Source organism: Methylotenera oryzisoli (genome assembly GCF_004661485.1).
GTDB lineage: Bacteria > Pseudomonadota > Gammaproteobacteria > Burkholderiales > Methylophilaceae > Methylotenera > Methylotenera oryzisoli.
This window is the reverse complement of the sequence record NZ_PQVH01000014.1, coordinates 92,888-118,714: the sequence shown is the minus strand read 5'-3', so window position 1 is coordinate 118,714 and position 25,827 is coordinate 92,888. Positions and strand designations below refer to the sequence as shown.

23 protein-coding genes are annotated in these 25,827 nt (G+C 44.7%); 16 read left to right on the top strand and 7 right to left on the bottom strand.

Features of this window, described 5'->3' with window-relative positions:
- Window positions 1–182 precede the first annotated feature (182 nt).
- The 10 genes from C3Y98_RS11730 (at window position 183) to C3Y98_RS11685 (ending at window position 10,868) form a co-directional block, all read left to right on the top strand.
- Window positions 183–1,256: a pilus assembly protein PilM gene (locus tag C3Y98_RS11730; RefSeq protein WP_135278773.1), complete on the top strand. Its 1,074-nt coding sequence runs from the start codon at window positions 183–185 to the stop codon at window positions 1,254–1,256.
- The gene (locus C3Y98_RS11725) at window positions 1,253–1,852 is read left to right on the top strand and encodes a PilN domain-containing protein (protein WP_135278772.1); all 600 of its coding nucleotides are present in this window, start codon (window positions 1,253–1,255) and stop codon (window positions 1,850–1,852) included. Before C3Y98_RS11730 ends, C3Y98_RS11725 begins: the two co-directional genes overlap by 4 nt.
- The gene (locus C3Y98_RS11720; RefSeq protein WP_135278771.1) at window positions 1,849–2,523 is read left to right on the top strand and encodes a type IV pilus inner membrane component PilO; all 675 of its coding nucleotides are present in this window, start codon (window positions 1,849–1,851) and stop codon (window positions 2,521–2,523) included. Before C3Y98_RS11725 ends, C3Y98_RS11720 begins: the two co-directional genes overlap by 4 nt.
- A gap of 47 nt (window positions 2,524–2,570) precedes the next feature.
- Entirely contained in the window at window positions 2,571–3,074 is a 504-nt protein-coding gene (locus C3Y98_RS11715) for a pilus assembly protein PilP (RefSeq protein ID WP_135278832.1), read from the top strand.
- 169 nt (window positions 3,075–3,243) lie between these two features.
- Window positions 3,244–5,403 carry a type IV pilus secretin PilQ gene (locus C3Y98_RS11710; protein ID WP_135278770.1) on the top strand — a complete coding sequence of 720 codons (2,160 nt, stop codon included), beginning with the start codon at window positions 3,244–3,246 and terminating at the stop codon, window positions 5,401–5,403.
- A 196-nt stretch (window positions 5,404–5,599) separates the two neighbouring features.
- Entirely contained in the window at window positions 5,600–6,079 is a 480-nt protein-coding gene (locus tag C3Y98_RS11705; protein WP_135278831.1) for a shikimate kinase, read from the top strand.
- Window positions 6,080–6,087: 8 nt separating this feature from the next.
- Window positions 6,088–7,170, top strand: a complete 1,083-nt coding sequence (gene aroB / locus C3Y98_RS11700; RefSeq protein WP_135278830.1) for a 3-dehydroquinate synthase — start codon at window positions 6,088–6,090, stop codon at window positions 7,168–7,170.
- Window positions 7,171–7,321: 151 nt separating this feature from the next.
- The gene (locus C3Y98_RS11695) at window positions 7,322–8,446 is read left to right on the top strand and encodes a deoxyguanosinetriphosphate triphosphohydrolase (protein WP_135278769.1); all 1,125 of its coding nucleotides are present in this window, start codon (window positions 7,322–7,324) and stop codon (window positions 8,444–8,446) included.
- Window positions 8,447–8,849: 403 nt separating this feature from the next.
- The gene (locus tag C3Y98_RS11690) at window positions 8,850–10,085 is read left to right on the top strand and encodes a porin (RefSeq protein WP_135278768.1); all 1,236 of its coding nucleotides are present in this window, start codon (window positions 8,850–8,852) and stop codon (window positions 10,083–10,085) included.
- A 111-nt stretch (window positions 10,086–10,196) separates the two neighbouring features.
- Window positions 10,197–10,868, top strand: coding sequence for a DUF6445 family protein (locus C3Y98_RS11685; protein WP_135278767.1), 672 nt, complete (start codon window positions 10,197–10,199; stop codon window positions 10,866–10,868).
- A 133-nt stretch (window positions 10,869–11,001) separates the two neighbouring features.
- Here the strand turns inward: C3Y98_RS11685 and ntrC are convergent, their stop codons facing one another.
- The 4 genes from ntrC to glnA all read right to left on the bottom strand — a co-directional run bounded on the left by ntrC (window position 11,002) and on the right by glnA (window position 16,009).
- On the bottom strand, window positions 11,002–12,399 hold the full coding sequence (gene ntrC / locus C3Y98_RS11680) for a nitrogen regulation protein NR(I) (RefSeq protein WP_135278766.1): 1,398 nt from the start codon (window positions 12,397–12,399) through the stop codon (window positions 11,002–11,004).
- Between the two features lie 108 nt (window positions 12,400–12,507).
- The gene (gene glnL / locus C3Y98_RS11675; protein WP_135278765.1) at window positions 12,508–13,602 is read right to left on the bottom strand and encodes a nitrogen regulation protein NR(II); all 1,095 of its coding nucleotides are present in this window, start codon (window positions 13,600–13,602) and stop codon (window positions 12,508–12,510) included.
- 302 nt (window positions 13,603–13,904) lie between these two features.
- Complete coding sequence (locus C3Y98_RS11670; RefSeq protein ID WP_135278764.1) at window positions 13,905–14,405, bottom strand: DUF4124 domain-containing protein; 501 nt, start codon at window positions 14,403–14,405, stop codon at window positions 13,905–13,907.
- Window positions 14,406–14,599: 194 nt separating this feature from the next.
- Complete coding sequence (gene glnA, locus C3Y98_RS11665; RefSeq protein ID WP_019896993.1) at window positions 14,600–16,009, bottom strand: type I glutamate--ammonia ligase; 1,410 nt, start codon at window positions 16,007–16,009, stop codon at window positions 14,600–14,602.
- A gap of 331 nt (window positions 16,010–16,340) precedes the next feature.
- On the opposite strand from glnA, the gene C3Y98_RS11660 reads away from it, so the two are divergent.
- The 4 genes from C3Y98_RS11660 (at window position 16,341) to C3Y98_RS11645 (ending at window position 19,296) form a co-directional block, all read left to right on the top strand.
- Window positions 16,341–16,805, top strand: a complete 465-nt coding sequence (locus C3Y98_RS11660) for a rhodanese-like domain-containing protein (RefSeq protein ID WP_135278763.1) — start codon at window positions 16,341–16,343, stop codon at window positions 16,803–16,805.
- Between the two features lie 2 nt (window positions 16,806–16,807).
- A complete protein-coding gene (gene aroE, locus C3Y98_RS11655) occupies window positions 16,808–17,656 on the top strand; it encodes a shikimate dehydrogenase (RefSeq protein WP_135278829.1) in 849 nt (282 codons plus the stop codon).
- Complete coding sequence (mtgA, locus tag C3Y98_RS11650; protein ID WP_135278762.1) at window positions 17,653–18,387, top strand: monofunctional biosynthetic peptidoglycan transglycosylase; 735 nt, start codon at window positions 17,653–17,655, stop codon at window positions 18,385–18,387. Before aroE ends, mtgA begins: the two co-directional genes overlap by 4 nt.
- 81 nt (window positions 18,388–18,468) lie before the next feature.
- A complete protein-coding gene (locus C3Y98_RS11645; protein WP_135278761.1) occupies window positions 18,469–19,296 on the top strand; it encodes an HDOD domain-containing protein in 828 nt (275 codons plus the stop codon).
- A gap of 118 nt (window positions 19,297–19,414) precedes the next feature.
- Here the strand turns inward: C3Y98_RS11645 and uvrA are convergent, their stop codons facing one another.
- Window positions 19,415–22,228 (bottom strand): excinuclease ABC subunit UvrA, encoded by a 2,814-nt coding sequence (gene uvrA / locus C3Y98_RS11640; RefSeq protein ID WP_135278760.1) that lies wholly within the window; start codon window positions 22,226–22,228, stop codon window positions 19,415–19,417.
- Window positions 22,229–22,475: 247 nt separating this feature from the next.
- Here uvrA and C3Y98_RS11635 point away from each other — a divergent pair, with 247 nt between their 5' ends.
- Both C3Y98_RS11635 and C3Y98_RS11630 read left to right on the top strand, forming a co-directional pair.
- The gene (locus C3Y98_RS11635) at window positions 22,476–23,879 is read left to right on the top strand and encodes an MFS transporter (protein ID WP_135278759.1); all 1,404 of its coding nucleotides are present in this window, start codon (window positions 22,476–22,478) and stop codon (window positions 23,877–23,879) included.
- A 2-nt stretch (window positions 23,880–23,881) separates the two neighbouring features.
- A complete protein-coding gene (locus C3Y98_RS11630) occupies window positions 23,882–24,376 on the top strand; it encodes a single-stranded DNA-binding protein (RefSeq protein WP_135278758.1) in 495 nt (164 codons plus the stop codon).
- Between the two features lie 108 nt (window positions 24,377–24,484).
- Here the strand turns inward: C3Y98_RS11630 and modC are convergent, their stop codons facing one another.
- Both modC and modB read right to left on the bottom strand, forming a co-directional pair.
- Window positions 24,485–25,123, bottom strand: a complete 639-nt coding sequence (modC, locus tag C3Y98_RS11625) for a molybdenum ABC transporter ATP-binding protein (protein WP_135278757.1) — start codon at window positions 25,121–25,123, stop codon at window positions 24,485–24,487.
- Window positions 25,116–25,826: a molybdate ABC transporter permease subunit gene (modB, locus tag C3Y98_RS11620; RefSeq protein ID WP_135278756.1), complete on the bottom strand. Its 711-nt coding sequence runs from the start codon at window positions 25,824–25,826 to the stop codon at window positions 25,116–25,118. Before modB ends, modC begins: the two co-directional genes overlap by 8 nt.
- Window position 25,827: the final 1 nt, after the last annotated feature.

The following is a 25,827-nucleotide window of genomic DNA, read 5'->3' as shown; positions in this document are numbered from 1 at the left end:
TAAACTAAAAATATAGGGCTATTATAAATTGCTATGGATGCTGACGCGAACAAAGTGAGTGATAAAGCTTAAAAAAATGAATAAATTAAAAATTGCTTTACAGGGTTTAAAGTTGTTGCTAGGATTTAATGTAAATTATTAGAAATGTTCGTAACTAACGAAATCAGAAAAGGAATTTCAATTTGAAATTCAGCTTTTTTACAGAATCGGTACCCCCGCTAGTCGGCATTGATATAAGCTCAACCTCAGTGAAAATGGTTGAGCTTATTAGTGATGGGCGTGGAGGTTACAAACTTGAGAATTATTCAATCTCCCCCCTTGCCAAAGACGCCATTGCTGATGGTAACGTTGGAGACCTTGAAAAGGTCGCTGATGCTATCAAACTCGGATGGAAGTTGCTTGGCTCTCGCGAGAAACGTGTTGCATTAGCCTTACCTTCATCCGCAGTGATCGCCAAAAAAGTCATTATGTCTGCTGATCTCCGAGAAGAAGACATGGAGGTGCAAGTGGAAGCCGAGGCTAATCAATATATTCCCTTTTCACTCGATGAGGTGAATATCGACTTCCAAGTTCTTGGCCCTGCCCCCAATAATCCAGATGAAGTTGAAGTGTTGATCGCAGCTGCGCGTAAAGAAAAAATTGAAGATCGCGTAGCGGCGGCTGAAGGCGCTGGATTGAAAGTGATTGTAATGGATGTGGAGTCTTACGCAACAGAGGCCGCTTATACGCTAGTGTCTAGTCAGCTCCCTAATGCAGGACGTGAGCAGACCGTGATGATCGTGGATGTTGGGGCGACGATGATGCACATTAATGTGCTACATAATAACGCGCCGATTTATGCGCGTGAGCAGAGTTTTGGCGGTGGGCAGTTGACGCAGGAAATACAACGTCGTTTCGGTTTGTCACAAGAAGAGGCTGAAATAGCCAAACGTAAAGGCGGTCTGCCTGATAGTTATGAAAGTGAAGTGTTGCAGCCTTTTGTGCAGTTGCTGGCAATGGAAGTGGCGAGAGCGTTACAGTTTTTCACGAGCTCTACCCAATATAATCGTGTCGACCATATTGTGCTAGCAGGCGGTTGTGCTTCCATTACGGAGATTGCTTTAACGGTGCAAGACCGCACGCAAGTCAACACGATTGTTGCCAATCCATTTCATAGTATGGCGATGAGTGCCAAAGTACGTGCACAGCAAGCTGCTACAGATGCTCCTGCATTATTAATTGCCTGCGGACTTGCCATGCGGGGGTTTGCAATATGATACGCGTCAATCTATTACCGCATCGTCAAATAAGGCGTGAAGCGAAGCAGCGTGAGTTTGGCTTAATGGCGTTGTTTACTGCAGTTGCCGCTTGTGCGATTTTATTTGTGGCTTACACTGTTATTAATAGCAAAGTGGAGTCTCAGTTAGAGCGCAATCAGCGTCTTAATAATGCGATTGCTAAGCTAGATAAAGAAATCGCTGACATTAAAGATTTGCGAGAGCAAATCAGCGCAATGCTCGAGCGCAAGCAAGTGGTTGAGAACTTGCAGACCAATCGCAGCCAGGCCGTGATTGTTTTTGATGAGCTCAGTCGTCAGCTGCCAGAAGGCATGTATCTCAAAAGTATCAAGCAAGAGGGTAAAGTCATTACCATCGAAGGTGTCGCGGACACCAATGCCAGGGTGGCGACATTGGTACGCAACTTTAATCAGTCTAACTGGTTGGAGTCACCTATCTTGATAGAAATTAAAGCAATTACTGTTGGTGCCCAAAAGCAGAATCTATTTACACTTAAAGTAAGTTTAAAAACGCCGACAACAGAAACAGATGATGCAGGTGCTAAAGCGAAAGCTGGAAGTGCGAGAAAATCATGAAGTTAGAAGACTTTAATAATATAGATATCAATAACGCTGGTAGTTTGCCAGCACCAATGAAAGCGGTGCTTCTCGGGGTTGTTTTTCTAGTACTGCTTGCGTTAGGGTATTACTTGTTATTGAGTCCCGCAATGGAATCTTTTGATACAGAAAAGGCAAAAGAGGAAGAGTTGAGGAAGGTCTACTTCGAGAAAAAAAGTCAGGCGATTAATTTAGCCGCATATCAAGCGCAGATGGTTGAAATTGAAAAGACCTTTGGCGCACTATTGAAGCAGTTGCCCGATCGCTCTCAAATTGATGGTTTGCTAACGGATATTAACCAAGCAGGATTAAGTCGTGGCTTGGAGTTTGAATTATTTAAACCAGGGCAGGAAACTCAGGCAGAGTTTTATGCAGAGATGCCAATAGCGATTAAAGTCACCGGTACTTATCATGATTTAGGTGCTTTTGCGACTGATATCTCAAAACTGTCACGTATTGTGACCTTAGGTGACGTTTATGTTGCCGGTAAAAATAAAGATGCCAAACCTGATGCTAAGGCTGGTCCTAATGATGGGGGCTTGGTTATGGAGGCTGTTGCAAAGACTTATCGATATTTAGATGCGAATGAGCTTGCAGAAAAACGTAAAGCTGAGAGCGAAAAAGCTAAAGCAGCTCAGAAAGGTAAATAGTAACCGTGGCTGACATTATCAAACGAATATTTACCTTGCCAATCATCATGCCACTTTTAGTTTGCGGTGTTTTGAGCGCGGTGCTTGCTGGATGCAGTTTTGAAGATGGTGATGATCTTGACCAATATATGCGTGATGCCACTAAAGATGTAAAGCCTAGGGTAAAGCCGCTGCCAGAGGTGCAGCCGTATATGGCTTTGCAATATAACGCTGATGGCACGCTGGTTGATCCGTTCCGTGCTCGCAAGGCTGTGAATAAATCGAGTGCGTTGCAGCCTAACTTGAGTCGGCCCAAAGAGCCGATGGAAGCTTATCCACTCGAGAGTCTGAAATATGTTGGATTGTTATCTAAAAGTAAGTTGATCTATGCGTTACTTAAAACGCCAGATGAATCGGTGCAGCAAGTTAAACTGGGTAATTATGTTGGGCAGAATTACGGCAGAGTGACACAAATTAAAGATGGTGAAATAGTGTTGGTGGAGCTTGTGCAGGATGACCTTACCGGTGACTGGGTGGAGCGTACTACAAGTTTGGTATTGCAAGAGCAGTAATTGTGCATGGATATTGACAACTAAAAGCAAACTTGCAGTGGGGTTTATTGATTTCTGTTTTGGCTTTTACTGAAGCGGCGTTTCGTTTAAAAGTAGTTAAATTATTGTGATAGCGCATTAGGCCCTAGAAATTTTTATATTTTTAGGAAGTGGGATTTAAGGTGAAATAATGAAAACGAATATTTGGATATCAAAACTTTTGCAGGCGACCATGTTGCTTGGCTTAACCTTAGGTTCGGCAATAGCTATTGCCGAAGATCAGGCTGGGCTAACTAATAAAATTGAGAGTGTTGATTATTCAACGCTACCTGGCGGTCGTGTCAATATTCGTGTAAGAACCACAGAACCATTGGCGAATCCACCGGCTGGATTCACACTGAATAATCCTTCTCGTATTGCTTTGGACTTTCCCAAGGTCGGTAATGGTTTAGCAAAAAACAATATTCCAGCTGAAGCCGGTGCATTAAAAAGTGTAACGTTGGCACAGGGTAAAGATCGTACCCGTATGGTACTTAATCTATCAAAAAATGTAGGTTATAGCACGACAGCAAAAGGTAATGAAGTGAGTATCCTGTTGCAGGCGAATGAGGCATCAGCAGGGGCGGGTGTGGAGACCAAATTCTCAGAGCCAGTTTTGGGTAATAAAGCGGTTGCCATTAATAATATAGACTTTGTGCGCGGAAAAAATGGTGAAGGGCGGATTGTTGTTGACTTGTCTGATGCTTCAGCGGGTATCAATATTAAGCAAAAAGGTAAAACTATTGAGGTTGATTTTATTAATACTGATGTACCAGCTAATTTGCAGCGCCGTTTAAATGTAATCAACTTCAATACACCAGTACTTTATGTTGACACGATAAAACAAGGTAAAAATGGGCGTATGACCATTGAGCCTAAAGGCAATTGGGAACAATCAGCATATCAGGCAGATAAAAAATTCATCATTGACGTACGTCAGGTAGTGGAAGATCCAAATAAACTAGTGCGCGGCTCTAAACCTGGCTATGCTGGCGAGAAGTTGTCTTTAAATTTCCAAAATATTGAAGTGCGTGCAGTGTTGCAAGTGATCGCTGATTTTACTGGTTTAAATATCATTACTAGCGACACCGTGACTGGTAACCTTACACTGCGTCTTAAAGATGTGCCTTGGGATCAAGCGCTTGAGATTATTATGCAAAGCAAGGGCTTGGATAAGCGCAAGAATGGCAATGTGATTTTGGTAGCGCCTGCAGATGAAATTGCGGCTAAAGAAAAACAAGCCTTTGAAAGCCAACAGCAGATTGATGATGTTGAGCCACTGCGCACGGAAGTGTTTACTTTGAAGTATATGAAAGCGGAGGCTTTGAAAAATATTCTAAGTGATCCTAAACAAAAAATTCTGTCCAAGCGTGGAAATGCAGTGCTGGATCCACGTACTAACACAGTCTTTGTGCAGGATACACCTAAATATTTAGAGCAGGTACAAGCCATCATTAATAAGACAGATATCCCTGTCAAGCAGGTGATGATTGAGTCGCGTTTGGTCATTGCTGATGATAAATATAGTAAGGCACTGGGAGCTAGGCTAGGTGTTACCCAAACAGGTACCCCTGGTAGCAGTGTTGGTACTTTAAGTGGCACTTTAGGTAATCGTCCAACAGCAGTGTCTGCTACTGGGACAGTCACGCAAGGTACTCACAACGGTGCAGTGCAAACAACATTAACTAATGGCGGTGTCTTTACCAGTTCTGATGGTCTCCCTGATTTAATGTCCAATCTTGCAGTTGCAAACGCGACAGGTTCAATCGCTTATAGCATTTATAATGTTGCAGCTGGTTTGCTACTCAATTTAGAATTAACCGCGATGGAGACTGATCAGCGAGGTAAGATTGTGTCTAGCCCGCGTGTTATTACCGCCAATCAGCACAAGGCAAAAATCGCGGCAGGTACGGAGATTCCTTATCTACAAGCTTCAAGCAGCGGCGCTACCAACGTTGCATTTAAACCTGCAGTGTTGAGTTTGGAAGTGACGCCGCAAATTACGCCAGATGAAAAAATCATCATGGAGCTTGATATTAAAAAAGATAAGGTTGGTCAAATATTCAATGGCGTACCGTCTATTGATACTCAGAATATCAATACCCAGGTGTTAGTGGGCAATGGTGAGACCGCTGTGCTGGGGGGGATTTTTGAGCAAATTGAGCGTGATGATGTAAGTAAGGTACCCTTCTTTGGAGATCTGCCACTTTTTGGTAACTTATTTAAGAAGAAAACTCGTCAAAATGATAAAACAGAGTTGTTGATATTTATCACTCCAAAAATAGTGGATGAGCGACTGACCCTGCAATAATAGATGATGTTGATTATGTAGTGACTATGTAGTTCATTGTTTTGATAAAATGCCCATCTAGAATATGATGGGCATTTTGTTTTACAGGCTATTGTGTGATTACATAATAGAGATACTGTAATGCGCCAGCGCTATGAGAGTCTTGTAGGTAATAAGGGGTGGTTTTAATTTGAATAATATCTATTTTATAGGGCTAATGGGTGCAGGTAAAACCACCATAGGGCGCATGCTATCCAAACAATTAGATAAAGAATTTTATGATTCTGATGTTGAAATTGAGCGCAGAACCGGCGTAAAAATCCCGCTTATATTCGAGTTGGAAGGTGAAGATGGATTCCGTAAGCGGGAGACGCTTGCCCTTGAAGAGCTTTGCCAGTTGAACGATATAATTATGGCAACAGGCGGCGGTGCGGTGCTAATGCCGGAGAATCGGGTCTTACTGAAAAATAGTGGGAAAATTATCTATCTGCGTGGCAAAGTCAATGATTTATACCAGCGTACTAGGCACGATAAAACCAGACCTTTGCTGCAAGGCGGGAACATGAAGCAAAAATTGGAGCGTTTATATTTAGAGCGTGATCCTATCTATACCAGTTTGGCCGATTATATTGTAGATACCGGTGCCCAATCTGCACTTGAGATCACGACTTATATTGAAGATTTATTGAAAAAGTAAACATGGTTATGCAAACACTAAAAGTAGAATTAGCGAATAGAAGTTATCCAATCTATATAGGGCGGTCATTGATCTCAAATGCTGATTTGATCCTGCCCCACCTGAAGCGTAAGCATGTAGCTATTGTGACAAACACAACGGTAGCGCCTCTGTACCTTGAAACTTTAAGCAATGCCCTACAGTCTGCAGGTGTGAAGGTAATTCCAATTATATTGCCTGATGGTGAGGCGTATAAAAATAGTGAAACGCTAAATTTAATTTATGATGCATTGCTACAAAATCGCTGCGAGCGCAGCACTACATTAATCGCACTCGGTGGCGGCGTAATTGGCGACTTAACTGGCTATGCCGCCGCGACTTATCTGCGCGGAGTTCCATTTATACAGATACCGACTACGCTCTTGTCGCAGGTAGATTCATCTGTTGGCGGCAAAACTGGCATCAATCATCCACTCGGTAAAAATATGATAGGTGCTTTTTACCAGCCGCAACTTGTGTTGGCGGATATTGATACCTTGCAAACCTTACCTGCGCGTGAGTTTTCTGCAGGCATGGCTGAGGTGATTAAATATGGCTTAATCCGTGATGCTGAGTTTTTTGATTGGTTAGAAGTGCACATTGAGCAATTAATGGCATTAGATGAGCAGGCAATCACCGAGGCTATTTACCGCTCATGCAAAAATAAGGCAGACGTGGTTGCGCGAGATGAACATGAGACAGGCGAACGAGCCTTGTTGAATTTAGGTCACACATTTGGCCATGCAATAGAAAACGCGATGGGCTATGGCGTATGGCTACACGGCGAGGCTGTAGGCGCTGGCACCATGATGGCTGCAGATTTGTCTCAGCGCATGGGGTGGTTAACCGATACTGAGGTGGTTCGTATTCGTCAACTCTTAACTGCTGCAAAGCTTCCATTAGATGCACCGAAGTTGGGTGCGGAAAAGTACCTCAATCTAATGCAGTTAGATAAAAAAGTGGCGGATGGCAAAATTAGACTAGTACTTCAGCAGGCGATAGGTAAATCGGTGATTACCAGCGATTATGACGCTGAAAAGCTAAAAGAAACCCTCTCTTTGTCATCTATGTAGCTGTTGTTTCAAAATGTCAGCTCAGCGCCCGTTAACAGCACTAGGTGGTGAGTCAATAAAGTAAGCTGCAACTTTTTCAGTCGTTGTCTGGTGGTGGCTTAGGGTGTTTGGCTAGCTTGCTAGAAGTGGTTTACCTATATAAGATACAAGCATGAATACTCTTGCTCCTTATGCCGCCAATCCAGATCAATCTATAGGGCGGCATCACGCCGAACCCGCCTCGTCAACACGCAACGCATTCCAGCGTGACCGTGACCGTATTATTCACTCCACAGCCTTTCGTCGCTTGGAATATAAAACTCAGGTATTTGTCAACCACGAGGGTGACCTGTTCCGTACGCGCTTGACACATAGCCTTGAAGTTGCCCAAATGGCACGTGGCATCGCAAGAACCTTAAACCTACATGAGGATCTCACAGAAGCGATTGCCTTGGCGCATGACCTGGGGCATACGCCATTTGGTCATGCTGGGCAAGACGCACTTAATGACTGCATGCGTGATTACGGTGGCTTTGAGCATAACTTGCAGTCGTTACGTGTGGTTGACCAGTTAGAGCAACGCTATGCGGAGTTTGATGGCTTAAATCTCACCTTTGAAGTTAGAGAAGGCATACTTAAACACTGCTCAATCAAAAACGCTAGGCAACTTGGTGATGTGGGCGTGCGCTTTATCGAAAAAACCAGCCCTAGCCTAGAAGCGCAACTAACAAATTACGCAGATGAAATTGCTTATAATAACCACGATATTGATGACGGTCTGCGCTCGGGTTTAATCACTATTGAGCAGCTATCGACAGTGGAATTATTTGCACAAAATCTAGCAGAGGTTAAGGTAAAGTATCCAGTCTTGGAACAAAAGCGGCTGGTGCATGAAACAATACGCCGCATGATTAACACCTTGGTCGTGGATTTGTGTACGCATAGTGCAAAGAACATAGCAAAGCATCAACCTGCTAGCATCGACGACATTAGGCGACTACCGCAATTAGTTGGCTTTAGTGAAGATGTTGCTAAACAAAACTTAAAGCTAAAGCAGTTCTTACGCAAAAATTTATATCAGCACTATAAAGTGAATCGCATGAGCGCAAAGGCAGTCAGAATTGTGCAGGAGTTGTTCGCGTGTTTTTATGAAAATACAGGATTGTTGCCAAACGAGTTTCAAGTATATGCCGAAGTAGATAAAGCGCGGGCGGTTGCTGATTATATTGCAGGCATGACAGATCGGTTTGCAATAAGAGAGCACCGTAAGCTATTTACTGTAGAAGAGTATTTATAGTTTTTTGGTAATGACAGTATGCCGCTGGTGTATATGCGGCTGGATTGTTTCGCTACATGTCTGGATCTAATGACACGATGGGCGCCAGAAATAGGTGCTTGCTCTCTGGCGGTTCGTAAGTAGTAAGCCGCATTAGCAATCTCTTACTTCATAAATATATCCGATGAAATCTTTAATGTTGCAAAATTACAACAAATGTAAGTAATTGTGACAAAAAGCCCAACTTTTAGTTGTAAGCCTAAAAATCTTTGTGCATACTACGCTCTACCTTCTTAGTGAATGCTACTTAAGTAGTAAACGTTGAGAGAGTTTGCAAACTTTCTCTTTGGTTTGGTTGCCGTACGGCAACAAACTGATGAGGTAATCGAGTAATAAAAATAGTAATATTTTTTAGGAGATTTATATGAAAACAACAATTAAATTAGCAGTTGCTTCAGCTTTAGTAGCTGCAGCTTCAAGCGCACAAGCTGGTATCACAATTCCAGCTGGCGATTGGACATTGGACATCGGTGGTGTTGTAAACGCTTACTACACAACTACTAAATACAGTGGTGACAACGGTGGTACAGCTGCTTTAGGTTTAGGTAATGGTGATGCAGCATCATCAAACAATATCACTACTGGTTTGTTGCCAAACTACTTATCAGTTTCTGGTAAAACACGTCAAAACGACTTAGATGTTGGTTTCACAATCAGCTTAAACCCAGGTGCTTCAACAGCTGCTGCTGGTAACCAAGCTGCACAACAAGAAAACCGTCAAGCATTCTTGACATTTGGTGACAAATCATGGGGTTCTATCAAGTTAGGTAAAGATCTAGGTATCTACGCATCTGACGCTATCTTGAACGACATGACATTGTTAGGCGTTGGTGGTGGTGCTGGTTCATTAGCTGGCAACACAACAACATTAGGCCGTATCGGTTCAGGTTTCATGTACGCTGACTGGAAATCACAAGTTGCTTACTCATCACCAAACTGGAATGGCTTCAGTTTCACTGTTGGTTTGACACAAGGTTGGAACGCTACTAGCTCTAACTCAACTACAAATAACGTAACTACAAGTCCGTTTGTTAGCTTAAGCGGCACAAGCGATGGCCGTAGTGGCGCATCATCAGCATACGAAGGTAAAGCTTCTTATGAGTGGGCTGGCGATGTAGCTGGTAAAGTTTGGGCTTCTGGTATCTATCAAAAAGTATCAGGTTTGTCTGCTGGTGGTGCTGATCGCGCTCAAGCATTCGATATCGGTACTACAGTTAACGTTGCTGGTTTTGGTTTAACTGGTTACTACGGTAAAGGCGATGGTATCGGCCAAACATTCCAATTGCGCGATGGTTTTGATGCTCAAGGTCGTTCACGTGATTCAGACCAATGGTACGTTCAAGGTACATACACACTTCCAGGTGTAGGTACTAAATTGGGTGTTTCATACGGTGAATCTACACTTGACGGTAATTCAGGCGAACAGTTCAAAGAAGTTCAAGACTCAATGTGGACAGTTGGTGCTTACCACCCAATCACAAAACACTTGAACTTGGTTGCTGAGTACTCAGAATCTGAGCGCGATTTAGACAAACGTGCTGCAGCTGATGTTACTGCAAAAGCAAAAACTGTTTCTTTAGGCGCTATCTTATTCTTCTAGGATAAGGCAGGGGTTACCCTGTAGTGTTTAAGTAATAGATTAAAAAACGGCAACTTAGGTTGCCGTTTTTTTATAGGTATTGTTTAGTAATAAATATGAAGAGATCTTGTAATGAATTTATATCCAGTGACAGTCATTAGCGATTTTTATGATAATCCCGATGAAATAAGGCAGTATGCACTTTCTCAGAAATACACCTATCGTCATGAAATGAAGGATGCTAGCTATGTTTTTCCTGGATGTCGCACGAAAGATTTACGCGATATCAGTGCATCTCTCTATGATAAGGTGTGTAAGAAGTTAATCAGCATATTTCACATTCCTGAGCACGATGTAATGCGCTGGCAGATTAGCACTAGCTTTCAAATTGTGGGTGCTGAGTATGGCTCAGGTTTAATTCATCAAGATCAAAATACTGTATTTTCGGGTGTGCTGTATTTAACCCCCAATGCGCCTTTAGATGCAGGAACATCCTTATTTAGAAAAAACTCTTCATATAACGATGAGTTGTACTGGAAGACAATTAAAGATAATGATGAAAACTTTAAGAGTAACTCTCCAATAGACTTTAGTTATCACAGTATGTTTGACGAGGTCGTTAGGGTTAATAACGTATATAACACCTTAATTTTATTTGAGGGGGATATTCATCACTGCGCTAACCAGTTTTTTGGGGATAACAATCATAATGCACGATTAGCACAGGTGTTTTTTATTAATAAAATTGACGCGAATAAGCAAAGCTCATTTCCAATGTTGCGCGTTAAAAGTCAGTTAATCTGATATGGATAATGGAGCCTTTAAGCTTACCCTCTTGAATATAAATAGAATATTTTCTGATTCATATTAAAAAGCTACAATTCCTAATTGCTTTATCTATTAAGTGTGTGATGGCAGTATGTGCATGTGCTATAGCCTACTCCTCAATACCTAGCTCCTGAATCTTTCTTGTGAGCGTGTTGCGTCCCATCCCAAGTTGGTTAGCCGCTTCAATCCTTCGTCCGTGAGTATGCTCGAGTGCTTTTTCAATCAGAATGCGCTCAAAAATTTGTGTGCGTGACTCCAGTACATTTTGTTCACCACGGTTGAGTGCATCGGTTACTTCTGCAGCGAGTGCTTCTTGCCATGAGCCATTTGAGTCTACTTTATTACCGTCTTGTTTTAACTCTGGCGGTAGGTCTGCAATGTCAATATTTTGGCCAGGTGCCATTACAGTAAGCCAGTGACATACGTTTTCTAACTGGCGTACGTTACCGCTCCAGTTGACTGCACTTAAGAATTTGAGTGCAGCAACAGAAGGTTGTTTAGCCTCAACGCCAAGCTCGGTGGCACTGTGTTGTAGGAAATGCTTAATGAGTAGCGGGATGTCCTCACGGCGCTCACGTAGGGCAGGTAGGCGTAGGCGAATCACGTTTAGGCGATGAAATAGATCTTCACGGAATAAGCCATTTTTAACGCGTTCTTCTAAGTCTTGGTGGGTTGCTGCAATAATACGCACGTTGACTTTAATAGGTTGGTGACCGCCAACACGGTAGAATTGACCATCACTCAGTACGCGTAATAAACGCGTTTGCAGGTCGGCTGGCATGTCGCCGATTTCATCTAAAAATAGGGTGCCAGTATCAGCTTGTTCAAAGCGCCCACGGCGCCCTGCGGCTGCACCGGTAAATGCGCCACGTTCATGGCCAAATAATTCTGATTCTAATAAGTCTTTGGGTATCGCTGCGGTATTGATGGCGATAAACGGTTTGTCAGCGCGAGGGCTGTGGCGATGTAGTGCGCGCGCAACAAGTTCTTTGCCGCTACCTGACTCCCCATTGATTAGCACCGTGGCGTGTGAGCGGCTTAAGCGACCAATTGCCCTAAAAACTTCTTGCATTGATGGTGCTTGGCCGATGATTTCTGGAGTATCTTCTGCCACTGAGCTGAAGCCGTTTTCAGAAGCTTGTCTGGTACTTTCTTCTACAGCGCGTTTGATGATATCAATGGCTTGGTCAACATCGAAAGGCTTAGCTAGGTATTCAAACGCGCCACCTTGGAAGGCGGCAACTGCGCTTTCAAGGTCAGAGTAAGCGGTCATAATAATGACTGGAATGTCTGGATGTCTGCGTTTTATCTCGCTGAGAAGGTCCAACCCTGAGCCATTTGGCATGCGGATATCGCTGACGACTACTTGTGGCTGTTCGTGATCTAGCGCATTGAGCGCCTCAACTACTGATGAGAACGTTTTAAACTCGAGGTCGGTACGAGCGAGCGCTTTTTCAAAGACCCAGCGTATAGATTTGTCGTCGTCAATAATCCAGATTGGTTTCATAGGTTTCTCATTTATCAGTGGTGCTATGTAAGTTGCACAAAATTTTGCTTATTATTCTCTTTGTATCTACTTCATTTAATATCGTGCTCTGTAGCATAAGGAGCAAGCCTATTGCATTTTTACTGCTGGTTTAATGGCTGTAGTTTCAATGGGTAACAGTATCGTGAAGCGGGTGTTTCCTGGTGTGCTATCGCAGTCAATCATGCCGTGATGCTGTGTGACAAAGGTTTGGGCAAGCGTCAAGCCTAGCCCCGTTCCCCCCTCGCTACCAGATACTAGAGGGTAAAAAATACGATCACGTATATCAGCAGGAATGCCAGGCCCGTTATCAATAATCTCCAACTTAATGGCTACACGGTAACGTTTTCTGGCAAGGGTCACTTGTCTTTCTGCACGCGTTTTAAAGGTAATTTGGCTGTTTGGTGTTTTACTCGATTGCATGGCTTGTACGGCGTTGCGTGCAATATTTAATACTGCCTGTATCAGCTTTTCGCGATCACCAATAATTTCGGGCAGGCTTAAGTCATAATCTCGTTTGATTAAAATACTGCGCGGAGATTCTGCGAGTAACAGGCTGCGCACGCGTTCTAACACTTCATGAATATTGGTAGGCTGATACTTAGGTACGCGATGTGGAATTAATAGTCTATCCATCAGCGCTTGCAGTCTATCGGCTTCCTTAATAATCACTTGCGTGTACTCGCGCAGGCTAGGTGACGGCAGTTCGTGTTCTAGTAGTTGCGCTGCCCCACGTAAGCCGCCAAGTGGGTTGCGGATTTCATGTGCCAAATTACGTAATAGCTCTGCATTTGCCTGTTGTTGAATCAGCATGCGCTCTTCACGGGCGATTCTTAATTGTGCATCCATCGGTTGGAATTCTAAAATCAAGCTAGCAACCACAGACTCTATCGGGGTCACTGTGCATGTGACGGCAAAGGAGTTGTGACGATGGGTGCTAATGGTGAACTCATGCTCACGGAACGGGCTTTGCTCTTTAATCGCGTTGTTGACTGCAAGCATTAAGATTTCGCAGTCTGGAAACACTTCATTGATGTGTTGGCCAACGATTTGGGTTGCACTAAAGGCAAATATAATTTCGGCGCCCGGGTTAACGTAAGCGACGCGGCAGTGATCATCCAAAAGGATGATTGCTGTTGCTAAATGCTCTAAGCCAGCAAAGTGGTCTGGCGTTGGTTGAACCATAATAGTGCTTCACTCGTCATTTCATTGATTGACTTACCATAAGCAAAAGACAGACCAGTTTTAACGTGTGTTATGAATAAGTTTTTTAAATATGCCATAGTTGTGCATGTTGGTTATTAACCCATTGAATATCAATGCTAAAAAAATATGGTGATGCTGAATATCTGGATTTGGTTGATTAGTAGAACCTATTAGTTCCCGATATTAATGGGTTTAAGTATAGCAGGAATAGAAAACAAAAAAGCCGTCAATGCACCTAAATGGTGCGATAGCGGCTTTGTTCGTTGTTTGAAGTTAGGCTGTTAGCGTAACGAATCGATTTCTTTTTGTAAAAGCTCGATATTTTTTTTGTGATTGTCTACATTGGCTTGCAGGCTTCTCATTTTTTCTTCGAATTTTGGAACGTTTCTAAAAGTTTGCCCAGTTGCTGTTTTGTAAACTTCAGGATTTGATTCGCCTTCGGCATAGGCTTTTTTCGCCTCTTCTAGTGCTGCCTTTTCAGCTTCAAGCTCATTTTGTAAAATTTCTCTACGTTTGCCATCGCGCTGGTTTTGCGTGTTGGCATCCACACGTGGAAAGCTGTCAGGCGTAACTGTCCGCTTGGAGGGGGCTGGGCTAGCTTTGGGTCTGCTCTCGTTGGTAATCGAGTTGGCGTCGGGGTCTAGTTCAAGGCGGGTTGAGCCTTTACTTTTAATATTGGAGTAGGTTACGCGACCATCTGCATCTACACGCTTATAAATTTCAGCAAATGCATGGCTTGAGAGCGTAATAGCAATCAGTGATAAAAATAAGTGTTTTTTCATGAGGTGAGTTTATTAGAGTTAATCAAATAAGGCAACATGGATTGTATTAGGGTTAGCTCGTTGCTTAACGGATGTACATTGTATTGCGTTGACTTGGCTCTTGAGGGGAATGCTTAAGCATTAAAAATTAAAAAGGGCGATAAATCGCCCTTTTTAATTAAATCAAACTAACAGATGCTTAAGCTAGCAACACATTAGCAAGAGTAGTACAAGCCAAACTCAGCTGGGTGTGGTGTCATGCGTACTTTGTTTACTTCTTCCATTTTCAATGCGATGTATGCATCGATCCAGTCGTTAGTAAATACGCCACCCTTAGTTAAAAACTCACGGTCAGCATCAAGTGCTTCTAGTGCTTGCTCTAGTGATGCGCATACTGTTGGGATCTTAGCATCTTCTTCTGGTGGAAGATGGTACAAGTCTTTAGTTGCAGCTTCACCTGGGTGAATCTTGTTTTGCACGCCATCTAAACCAGCCATTAGCAATGCAGAGAATGCCAAGTATGGGTTAGCGATTGGATCTGGGAAGCGCGCTTCAACACGGCGACCTTTGTCAGAATGCACAAAAGGAATACGGATAGAAGCTGAACGGTTTTTAGCTGAGTAAGCTAATTTAACTGGTGCTTCGAAGTGTGGTACTAAACGTTTGTATGAGTTAGTACCTGGGTTTGTAATCGCGTTTAATGCACGAGCGTGTTTGATGATACCGCCGATGTAGTAAAGTGCGAATTCGCTCAAGCCAGCGTAGCCGTTACCTGCAAACAGGTTTTTGCCATCTTTCCAAACTGATTGGTGAACGTGCATACCAGAGCCGTTATCGCCAGCGAATGGTTTTGGCATGAATGTAGCAGTTTTGCCATAAGCGTGTGCTGTGTTCAAAATCACGTATTTTTGGATTTGAGTCCAGTCAGCACGTTGTGTCAATGTGCTGAATTTTGTACCAATTTCACATTGGCCAGCAGTTGCAACTTCGTGGTGGTGTACTTCAACTGGCACGCCTAGTTGTTCTAATGTTGTACACATTGCTGAACGGATGTCGTGTAGTGAGTCGACTGGTGGCACTGGGAAGTAGCCGCCTTTAACGCCTGGGCGGTGACCTGTGTTGCCGCCTTCAAATTTCTCGTTTGATGACCATGCGCCTTCTTCAGAGTTGATGCGTACTGAGCTGCCGTTCATTGAAACATCCCATTGGATGCTGTCAAAAATGAAGAACTCTGGTTCTGGACCAAAGTAAGCTGTGTCGCCTAAGCCGCTTGATTTTAAGTATGCTTCAGCACGTTTTGCCAAGCTACGTGGGTCACGGTCATAACCTTTACCATCAGTAGGGTCTACCACGTCACAAGTTAATACTAATGTTGGCTCGTCGAAGAACGGGTCGATAAATGCAGTACTTGGATCTGGCATCAATTGCATGTCAGATGCTTGAATGCCTTTCCAGCCAGCGATAGAAGAACCGTCAAAAGCGTGACCTTCTGTAAATTTGTCTTCATTAAAGTGTGACACTGGCACTGTTACGTGTTGCTCTTTGCCGCGTGTATCGGTAAAACGAAAATCAACAAATTTAATGTCGTTATCGATTACCAATTTCATTACATTTTCCACTGACATTAGAATCTCCTATTGGTGTGGTGTGGGTTAAAATAAAACAAGTAAAAATTCAACTCATAAGATTAGCAGGAAACGTGCCAATCTGGAAAGCGGTAAACGCTTGAATTTTAGAGGATAAATTAAGACAGCTTCGCATTGATGCACCAGTATGATGCATTTTGTGATTTTACGCACAAAATAAGTGCAAATGAGTGTTGGCGACGTGGTTAGTCTCAACAGGTTTAAGCATAATCTTAAAGATGGTTTATTATAATTCGAACGGCAGTAATGGTGTTAAGAAAAAGGTGTTAACAGGTTGTTTTTGGACATGTAATTTAAGGATAGATGCATCATGAGTGATATACAGGAAATTTTGGCGCTTGCAGAGCAGCGTGCGATTGAAAAGCGTTTGCCATACACTGGTGCGCTGACGCCACAAGAGGCGGATGCAATTTTGCGTGCGGATGCAAGTGCACAGCTGGTGGATGTACGCACCAAGGCGGAACTAGAGTTGGTCGGACGTGTGCCATCTGCGCTACACGTAGAGTGGGCTTTTTACCCAGGAATGGTGGCTAATCCAGACTTTGCCGCGCAATTGCAGGCACAGCTTAACCAAAAAGGCGCGGATAAAAATACGGTCATTATGTTTTTATGCAGAACGGGGGGACGTTCACACAATGCAGCCGTGGTTGCTGAGTCTTTAGGCTATATGCATGTATATAACGTGCTGGAGGGCTTTGAAGGTGATGCCAATGAATATAAGCAGCGCACGTTGATAAACGGTTGGAAGCACGCGGGCTTACCTTGGACAAATTAATGATGGTGGATAAATATGCGGTGATCGGTAATCCAATCGCACATAGTAAATCGCCATTGATTCATGCTGCTTTTGCCCAGCAAACTGGACAGAGTATGAGTTATGAGGCTATTCTGGCGCCATTAGATGGGTTTGAGAATACGGTAGAAACGCTTAGGGAAAATGGTTATAAGGGACTGAATGTCACGGTGCCATTTAAGTTTGAGGCTTTGAAGTTTGCTTCTGCACATGGCAAGGTGAATTCTTTTGCGGCGAGGGCCGGTGCATCAAATACTCTGATATTTAATATGGATGCAGGGGTTATTGCAGACAACACAGATGGTGTGGGGCTAGTGAACGATATCACTAATAATATTAAGTTTGATATCCGTCATAAAAGGGTGCTGGTGCTAGGTAGTGGCGGTGCGGCTTATGGGATTCTTCAGCCGCTGGTCGAAGCGGCCCCGGACTCTATTGTGATTGCTAATCGCACCTTTGCTAAGGCGGAAGAGGCGGCCAATCGTCTTGCTGAGATTGTTCAAGCAAGCAACAGTGCCATCTTGAGTTTACCTAAGCGATTTGAGGAGTTAGATGGTTTGCAGTTTGACTTAATCATCAATAGTACATCCGCTGGTTTGACCGATACCGCTCTGCCTATTTCCGATACAATTTTTGCTGAAGGTTGCTTGGCTTACGACATGATGTATGGTCGTGAAACGCCATTTATGGCTCAGGCACGCCGCAATGGTGCGCAAGTGGCTGACGGGCTGGGTATGTTGGTAGAGCAGGCTGCCGAGGCATTTTATTTATGGCGCGGCGTGCATCCTGACACTAAGCCGGTGATGGATAAAATAAGGGCACTGGCAAGATGATTACTTGGTTGATGAATAGTAAACCTAATGCAGCGCCGCTGAGTGTAGGTGCTTATTTAGAGCGTGCGGCTGTGCTTTTTATTGCTTTTGTGCTGTTGTATCAGGTTTGGATATTTTTGCATATTTGCTGGTGGGTTAAATTTAACCCTTCTTCTAGCGCCTTCATGGAAGACCGCTTGGAAATTATTCAGGAAAATCGTCCGGATGCCGAGCTGAAATATAAATGGGTGGATTATGAAAAAATATCTAATCATTTAAAACGTGCGGTGATTGCCTCAGAAGATGCAAAATTTCTTGATCATGAGGGTTTTGATTGGGATGGTATACAGAAGGCTTATGAAAAAAACCTGAAAAAAGGCAAGATTGTGGCTGGCGGCTCGACCATTAGCCAACAGCTGGCAAAAAATCTGTTTTTATCCACCAAAAGAACGCCTTGGCGCAAAGGGCAAGAGGCCATCATTACGATCATGTTGGAAAACGTCATGTCTAAACGGCGCATTTTAGAGATTTATCTAAATGTGATCGAGTGGGGTAATGGGGTGTTTGGCGCCGAGGCTGCTGCGCGGCATTACTACAAAACGAGTGCAGCAGGATTAAGCAAAGGGCAGGCGGCGAGGCTGGCGGCAATGATCCCTAATCCACGTTTTTACGATAAGCATCAGTACACTCGTTATTTGAATAGGCGCACAGGCACGATACAGGCAAGAATGCACATGGTGCCAGTGCCTTAAGCTAAGTATGGCGTGCGGATGACTAAAGTTTTGAGATGTGTCCGAGGCAGGATTGATCACTCACGTTAAACGGAGAGGTGCATGCAGTCAGTAGAAGATTTTTTTAATTCGATTGTTCGCTTACCTAGCCTGCCTAAAGTGGTGCAAGAGGTGATGCAGATGCTCAGCAATGATAATGTTGATATTAATCAGCTGGCGAGCATTATTGAGCAAGACGCAGTGATTGCCGCTAAGGTGCTGAAAATGGCCAATTCATCATTTTATGGGGTGACGCGAGCTGTTAAAAATATCGACGATGCGGTTGCTATTTTGGGCTTGGCTAAGCTTCGTTCTTTGGTCATTGCTAGTGGAGTTACTGGGGCGATTGCTCATGTGCCTAGCTTGGATTTAAAAAGATTTTGGAGCCACAGTTTGCTTGCCGCTAGCATCAGTCGTGACATTGCCAAGCAGTTGGGCCGAGATGCTGAAGTGGCATATGTCGCTGGCCTATTACACAATATTGGTGATTTGTTGCTGCATTTGGTGTCGCCCGAGGTGTCGCTGCAGGTAGATGCCCTGTGTGAGGGTGCTTGCGCGGAAAAGCGGCGCTTGGCAGAGCGTGACGTAATCGGTTTAGATCATTGTCAGATTGGCGAAGAGCTTGCGCTGCGCTGGGGCTTTCCATCCGAAATTTCACGCGCATTGCATTACTATGCGACGCCACTGGATAAAGGTGCATGCGGAGTTGCGCCTGTGGTTTATATCGCGGTGCAGATTGCACAAGGGCTGGTACGGGGAGATGAGGCGAATGCCATCGTTGCGTCTTTAAACCCAGAAGTGATTCAGCATTTGCAGTTTAGGGTGGATGCTTGGGCGTTGTTGATTGAGCACTACCGAGGGTTGCTGCAAGAAGCTAATGCGATGATGTAGTCTTGAGGTTGCGGCATTGCTGCAACTGGTTTGATAGCGCCAACTAATTATTTATTGCTTTTGAAACGCTGATTAAAATACGCAATCTGTATTTTAATCAGCGTTTGTAGTTTGTTTGCTAAAGCATCAGTTTTAGGTATTTGGCGGTGTAGCTGATCTCGCTTGTTGCAACCTGCTCAGGGGTGCCTTCTGCAATCACCATGCCGCCGCCATCGCCGCCTTCTGGGCCCATGTCTACAATCCAGTCTGCAGTTTTAATCACATCCAGATTATGCTCAATAATCACAATGGTATTGCCCGCGTCGCGTAGGCGGTGAATCACATCTAGTAATAATTGAATATCGGCAAAGTGTAGGCCGGTGGTCGGTTCATCTAGGATGTAAAGCGTGCGGCCTGTATCGCGTTTACTTAGTTCCAGTGCCAGTTTCACGCGTTGCGCTTCCCCGCCCGATAGCGTAGTCGCACTTTGCCCTAGCGTAATGTAACCTAAGCCTACGTCAAGTAAGGTTTGCAGTTTTCTAGCAATCACCGGCTGAGCACTAAAAAAGGCGTGCGCCTGCTCTACGGTCATCCCTAGAATCTCATGGATGTTTTTGCCTTTGAACTGAATTTCTAGCGTTTCGCGATTGTAACGTTGGCCTTTACAAACATCACATGGCACGTAAACATCGGGCAAGAAGTGCATTTCTACGCGTAGCACGCCGTCGCCTTGGCATGCTTCGCAGCGACCGCCCTTCACATTAAATGAGTAACGGCCTGGTCCGTAACCGCGTGCGCGACTTTCTGGTACGCCAGCGAACAAATCGCGAATAGGCGTAAACAGGCCGGTGTAGGTGGCAGGGTTGGAGCGCGGGGTACGGCCAATCGGGCTTTGGTCTACGTCAACCACTTTATCGAAAAATGCTAAGCCGTCGATTTCGCCATAAGGCGCAGGCTCGGTACTGCTGCCGTACAGATGCTGTGCAACGATTCGATATAGCGTATCGTTAATCAGGGTGGACTTGCCACTGCCAGACACGCCGGTGATGCAACTGAGTAAGCCAACGGGCAGCTTTAAGGTTACATCCTTCAGGTTGTTGCCGGTAGCATTGCTCATGGTGAGCCAGCGCTCTGGGTCTGGTGCGGTACGTTTTTTGTTATAGGTGATTTGGCGTTTGCCGCTTAAATATTCACCGGTAACAGAGTTGATGTTTTCTTTAATTTCCGCGGGAGTGCCCTCGGCCACAATACGTCCGCCATGCTCGCCTGCGCCAGGGCCAATGTCGACCACATAGTCTGCGGCCATAATCGCATCTTGATCATGCTCAACCACAATAACGCTGTTGCCAATGTCGCGTAAGCGTTTGAGTGTGTCCAACAGGCGGTCGTTATCGCGCTGGTGCAGGCCAATTGATGGCTCATCCAGCACATACATCACGCCGGTTAGGCCGCTGCCAATTTGTGATGCTAGTCTAATGCGTTGCGCTTCGCCGCCTGACAGGGTTTCGGCTGAGCGAGACAGTGATAGATACTCTAGCCCAACGTTAGTGAGGAATTTTAAGCGGTTGCTAATCTCTTTAACAATCTTATCTGCAATTGCGAGCTTGGCGCCAGTTAATTCGAGTGAGTCAAAGAAAGTAAGTGCTAACTTTAATGGCACTTGGCACACTTCATGAATGTTTTTGTTGCCCACTTTTACGTGGCGCGCTTCTTTGCGTAAGCGTGTGCCTGCACAGTCCGGGCAGCTTTGCGAGTTGAGGTATTTTGCCAGCTCCTCGCGTACGGTTTGTGAGTCGGTCTCATGATAACGGCGTTGAAGGTTATTTAAAATGCCTTCAAAGGTGTGGATTTTTTGATAGAACACACCGCGCTCATTCAGGTATTTAAACGGGATTTCCTCTTTGCCGCTGCCGTTGAGCAGTATTTTTTGAATAGGCTCTGGCAACTGTTCAAACGTCGTATCTAAATCGAATTGGTAATGTGCTGCCAAGCTGGCTAGCATCTGGAAATAAAACTGGTTACGCTTATCCCAGCCTTTAATTGCGCCTGAAGCCAATGATAAGTGCGGGAAGGCAACCACGCGTTTCGGGTCAAAGAAGTTGATGTTGCCTAAACCATCGCAAGTTGGGCAGGCGCCCATTGGGTTGTTGAAAGAGAATAGGCGCGGCTCTAATTCTGCAAGTGAGTAGTCACACACTGGGCATGAGAATTTAGCAGAGAATAGCAGCTCTTTGTCGGTATCCATTTCCACGGCAATCGCTTTACCATCAGCCAAGCGTAACGCAGTTTCAAATGATTCTGCAATACGCTGTTTCATGTCTGGCTTGACCTTAATCCGGTCAATCACGACATCAACGTTATGTTTGGTGGTTTTGGCTAGCTGCGGTAACGCATCCACTTCATATATCTTGCCATCAATACGCAGCCTTACAAATCCTTGCGCTTTCAGTTCTTCAAATAGATCAATTTGTTCACCTTTGCGGTTAGAAACCACAGGCGCCAATATCATGAGTTTTGTATCTTCTGGTAATGCCAATACACTATCAACCATTTGGCTGACTGTTTGTGCCTCAAGTTTGATGCCGTGTTCAGGACACTCTGGGTCGCCAGCACGTGCATATAACAATCGTAGGTAATCATGGATTTCTGTCACGGTACCCACGGTTGAGCGCGGGTTGTGCGAGGTGGATTTTTGCTCAATCGAAATCGCTGGCGATAAGCCTTCTATTAGGTCAACATCTGGCTTATCCATCCGTGCCAGAAACTGGCGCGCGTAGGCTGAAAGTGATTCTACATAGCGCCGCTGACCTTCTGCGTACAGGGTGTCAAAAGCAAGTGAAGATTTACCGGAACCAGATAAGCCAGTAATCACAACCAGCTGATTACGTGGAATATCCAGCGAAATATTCTTTAAGTTATGCGTGCGCGCACCGCGAATGCGAATTAAATCCATATAGCTAAATCCATTGTACTTTTACTCACCTGTGCGTCTGATAAAATAGCCGCGTGTTCACGCAGTATTTTATGATGTAGGTAAAGTTTGTGAAAGAGGTGGTGTTTTGACCCATGAGCCACGCCAGCAAACGCTGCATGCTATAAAATGGGCAATTGACCGTATGCAATTTTATGAAACATTCAGGTTAACATTAAGGCAACCTGCTAATATACCTACTTTTACGCAATTAGCTTAATTATTTTTCATGTCATCAACGCAACATCTCTCATCAGAAAAAATGACCCCGGCAGAAACCCGTGCGACTTTGAGTTTAGCCTCTATCTACGGCTTGCGCATGTTTGGTATGTTTTTGATTTTACCGATTTTTGCAATTTACGCATCCACTTTGCCTGGCAAGCCTAGCAGTTTTATGGTGGGGTTAGCGCTAGGCGCTTATGGGTTAACCCAAGCCTTGCTGCAATTGCCATTTGGCATGGCATCCGATAAATATGGCCGTAAGCCGATGATTTATCTGGGCTTAGCTATTTTTGCCATCGGCAGTTTAGTAGCTGCACTAGCCGGCAGTATTGAAGGCATTATTATTGGCCGCGCTTTACAAGGCGCGGGAGCTGTTTCTGCCGTAGTGACGGCGTTGGTTGCTGATTTGACGCGCGATGAACACCGCACCAAAGCCATGGCCACCATAGGCGTGACGATAGGCGTTGCGTTTTCAGTGTCATTGGTTGGCGGCCCAATTTTGAATCAATGGATAGGCGTGACGGGTATTTTTGCCCTGACAGGTGTGTTGACCTTGGCTGCCATTGCCGTGGTGCGCTTTGTGGTGCCAGACCCAGTGCACAGCCATTACCATTCTGATGCTAGCGCTACGCCTGCTAAGTTAAAGGATGTACTTAACAATAAGCAGCTATTACGTTTGAATTATGGCATTTTTGCCTTGCATGCCGCCCAAATGGCGATGTTTGTTGTTGTCCCCTTTGCTATTGTGAGTGCCAGTGGTATGCATGAGAACCAGCATTGGCAGGTCTATTTGCCTATCGTATTGGCATCTTTTGTACTCATGGTGCCAGCGATTATCTATGCGGAAAAGCAATCCCAGATGAAGCGTGTGTTTGTCATTGCGATTGCCATGATGTTAGTGGCGCAATTGATGTTTTCTATATCGATACATTACTTCTGGGGAATCGTGGCCTCACTCACCGTTTATTTTGTTGCTTTCAACGTGCTAGAGGCTTCGTTGCCATCGTTAATCAGCAAAATCGCCCCGGCTGCAGCTAAGGGTACTGCCATGGGTGTTTACAATACCGCGCAGTCTTTAGGGATTTTTGTTGGGGGGGCATTAGGTGGCTATCTTTCACATGTTTACGGCTTTGCAAGCGTGTTTATATTTTGTGGCATGATGATGCTTTTATGGCTATTATTAGCGCTTTCAATGCAGGCGCCGTTAGCGGTCAGAACCAAAATGTACACCATGGAAGCGTCTGCTGACCAAATGACGGCAGAGGTGGCGGCGAGTGTGCGAAGTAGCCTCACTAAGCTGGCTGGCGTAATAGAAGCTGCAGTGTTGCCGCAGGAACGCACTGTGATATTGAAGATAGATAAATCGTATGATTGGGATGACGCCCAAGTGTATCAATTGTTGAGAGGATAAACATGGCATCAGTAAATAAAGTGATATTGGTTGGTAATCTTGGCCGCGACCCAGAAGTGCGCTATATGCCAAATGGTGAGGCCGTATGTAACTTCAGTATTGCAACAACCGATAGCTGGAAAGATAAATCAGGTGCCAAGCAAGAGCGTACTGAGTGGCACAATATTGTGATGTATCGCAAACTGGCGGAAATTGCGGGCGAATACTTGAAAAAAGGTCGTCCGGTATATGTAGAGGGTCGTTTGCAAACACGTAAATGGCAAACTAAAGAGGGCCAAGACCGCTACACCACTGAAATTATTGCAGACCAAATGCAAATGCTGGGTGGTCGTGATGGTGGTGGTTCAAACGCTAGTTATGATGGTGGCATGGACCAAAGTGCTGACAATGATTACAACCAAGCTCCTAGCCAAGGTCAGGCAAGACAAGCGCCAGCAGCAAAACCTGCCACCAGTGGATCGGGTTTTGATGACTTTGAGGATGATATTCCGTTCTGATCGACACAATTCTAATATTTGTTGATTAATTTTAGAAAAGGCCCTGTTTTTACAGGGCTTTTTTAATTGGTGATGACAAGTCGCCGTCTGGATGGCAATTGCAATAGATTAATCTACTATTTTACCTGCATTGATGTAAACCACGTTATTGGTGATTTGCATAATCTCATCCTTGGAGTGGCTGATATAAATCATGGGGATGTTAATTTCGTCGGCCACTTTCTTTAAAAACGGCAGAATCTGACTTTTTAATGATTCATCCAAAGAAGCTAGCGGCTCATCTAGCATGAGCAATCTAGGTGAGCTCAGAAGCGTGCGGCCAAGCGCCACGCGCTGTTTTTCACCGCCAGATAGTTGGTGCGTAGTGCGTTTTAGTAATGGCTCAATTTCCAGTAAATTGACGATATCTCTTAAATGAAACTGCTGTTCATGCGCAGGAATAAACTTTAGTGGGTAGCGCAAATTATGCTCTACGTTTAAGTGCGGAAATAAGCGTGCATCTTGAAATACCAAGCCTATTCTACGTTGGTGAATCGGTTTATTAATCCTTTTTTCATGGTCAAATACCGTTTCTCCGTTCACCACCACTCTACCCCGATCCGGTTTGCTAATGCCGGCGATCACGTTGAGCAAAGTGCTCTTGCCAGAGCCTGAGGGCCCAAAAATCGCTGTCACGTGCTGATCTAGCGCCAGCGATACATCTAGCTCAAAATCCTGGCGTTTAAGTTTGGCGTTAACTTCAATCATGGCCGTGTCCAATCTGCTGGCTCGCTTTACGTTCCAGCCTATCGCTGATCATGAGCGCCCCTAATGCCAGTGTCATGCTAATAATCACTAAGCGTAGTGCAGCTAAATCGCCATCTGGCGTTTGTGTGAGGGAGTAGATGGCAAGCGGCAATGTGCGCGTCTCGCTTTCGATATTGCCCACAAATGTGATGGTGGCTCCGAACTCGCCCATGCTACGGCTAAACGCCAAAATTAAGCCGGTAATAATGCCGGGCATGGATAAAGGTAGGGTGACCGTAAAAAATACGCTGATGGGGCGAGCGCCGAGTGATTGGGCTGCCAGTTCTAAGCGGCGGTCCACATGGGAAATCGCAAGTCTGATAGAGCGTACCATGAGGGGAAATGCCATCACTGCCGACGCTACAACAGCACCCATCCAAGTGAATGCGATGCTAAATCCAAAGTGTTCATTGAGAAACTTGCCAATCAGACCACTATTGCCGAACAATAGTAATAGCAGGTAACCCGGTACCACCGGCGGCAGTACCAGCGGGAGGTGAATCAAGCTATCTAACAGTGACTTGCCTAGGAAGGATTTTCTAGCCAGCAGCCATGCCACCGCAATCGCAGGAGAGATGATTAATATCACGCAACATACTGCTACTTTTAGTGACAGCAGTAATATGGTGATTTCGGCGGGCGTAAAACTGAAAAACTCCAACATG

What these genes read in the sequence shown, in the direction of transcription:
- C3Y98_RS11725 (WP_135278772.1), top strand. Translation starts at nt 1,253, where the DNA reads ATGATACGCGTCAATCTATTACCGCATCGTCAAATAAGGCGTGAAGCG.
- C3Y98_RS11720 (WP_135278771.1), top strand. Translation starts at nt 1,849, where the DNA reads ATGAAGTTAGAAGACTTTAATAATATAGATATCAATAACGCTGGTAGT.
- C3Y98_RS11715 (WP_135278832.1), top strand. Translation starts at nt 2,571, where the DNA reads ATGCCACTTTTAGTTTGCGGTGTTTTGAGCGCGGTGCTTGCTGGATGC.
- C3Y98_RS11710 (WP_135278770.1), top strand. Translation starts at nt 3,244, where the DNA reads ATGAAAACGAATATTTGGATATCAAAACTTTTGCAGGCGACCATGTTG.
- C3Y98_RS11705 (WP_135278831.1), top strand. Translation starts at nt 5,600, where the DNA reads ATGGGTGCAGGTAAAACCACCATAGGGCGCATGCTATCCAAACAATTA.
- aroB (WP_135278830.1), top strand. Translation starts at nt 6,088, where the DNA reads ATGCAAACACTAAAAGTAGAATTAGCGAATAGAAGTTATCCAATCTAT.
- C3Y98_RS11695 (WP_135278769.1), top strand. Translation starts at nt 7,322, where the DNA reads ATGAATACTCTTGCTCCTTATGCCGCCAATCCAGATCAATCTATAGGG.
- C3Y98_RS11690 (WP_135278768.1), top strand. Translation starts at nt 8,850, where the DNA reads ATGAAAACAACAATTAAATTAGCAGTTGCTTCAGCTTTAGTAGCTGCA.
- C3Y98_RS11685 (WP_135278767.1), top strand. Translation starts at nt 10,197, where the DNA reads ATGAATTTATATCCAGTGACAGTCATTAGCGATTTTTATGATAATCCC.
- ntrC (WP_135278766.1), bottom strand. Translation starts at nt 12,399, where the DNA reads ATGAAACCAATCTGGATTATTGACGACGACAAATCTATACGCTGGGTC.
- glnL (WP_135278765.1), bottom strand. Translation starts at nt 13,602, where the DNA reads ATGGTTCAACCAACGCCAGACCACTTTGCTGGCTTAGAGCATTTAGCA.
- C3Y98_RS11670 (WP_135278764.1), bottom strand. Translation starts at nt 14,405, where the DNA reads ATGAAAAAACACTTATTTTTATCACTGATTGCTATTACGCTCTCAAGC.
- glnA (WP_019896993.1), bottom strand. Translation starts at nt 16,009, where the DNA reads ATGTCAGTGGAAAATGTAATGAAATTGGTAATCGATAACGACATTAAA.
- C3Y98_RS11660 (WP_135278763.1), top strand. Translation starts at nt 16,341, where the DNA reads ATGAGTGATATACAGGAAATTTTGGCGCTTGCAGAGCAGCGTGCGATT.
- aroE (WP_135278829.1), top strand. Translation starts at nt 16,808, where the DNA reads ATGGTGGATAAATATGCGGTGATCGGTAATCCAATCGCACATAGTAAA.
- mtgA (WP_135278762.1), top strand. Translation starts at nt 17,653, where the DNA reads ATGATTACTTGGTTGATGAATAGTAAACCTAATGCAGCGCCGCTGAGT.
- C3Y98_RS11645 (WP_135278761.1), top strand. Translation starts at nt 18,469, where the DNA reads ATGCAGTCAGTAGAAGATTTTTTTAATTCGATTGTTCGCTTACCTAGC.
- uvrA (WP_135278760.1), bottom strand. Translation starts at nt 22,228, where the DNA reads ATGGATTTAATTCGCATTCGCGGTGCGCGCACGCATAACTTAAAGAAT.
- C3Y98_RS11635 (WP_135278759.1), top strand. Translation starts at nt 22,476, where the DNA reads ATGTCATCAACGCAACATCTCTCATCAGAAAAAATGACCCCGGCAGAA.
- C3Y98_RS11630 (WP_135278758.1), top strand. Translation starts at nt 23,882, where the DNA reads ATGGCATCAGTAAATAAAGTGATATTGGTTGGTAATCTTGGCCGCGAC.
- modC (WP_135278757.1), bottom strand. Translation starts at nt 25,123, where the DNA reads ATGATTGAAGTTAACGCCAAACTTAAACGCCAGGATTTTGAGCTAGAT.
- modB (WP_135278756.1), bottom strand. Translation starts at nt 25,826, where the DNA reads ATGTTGGAGTTTTTCAGTTTTACGCCCGCCGAAATCACCATATTACTG.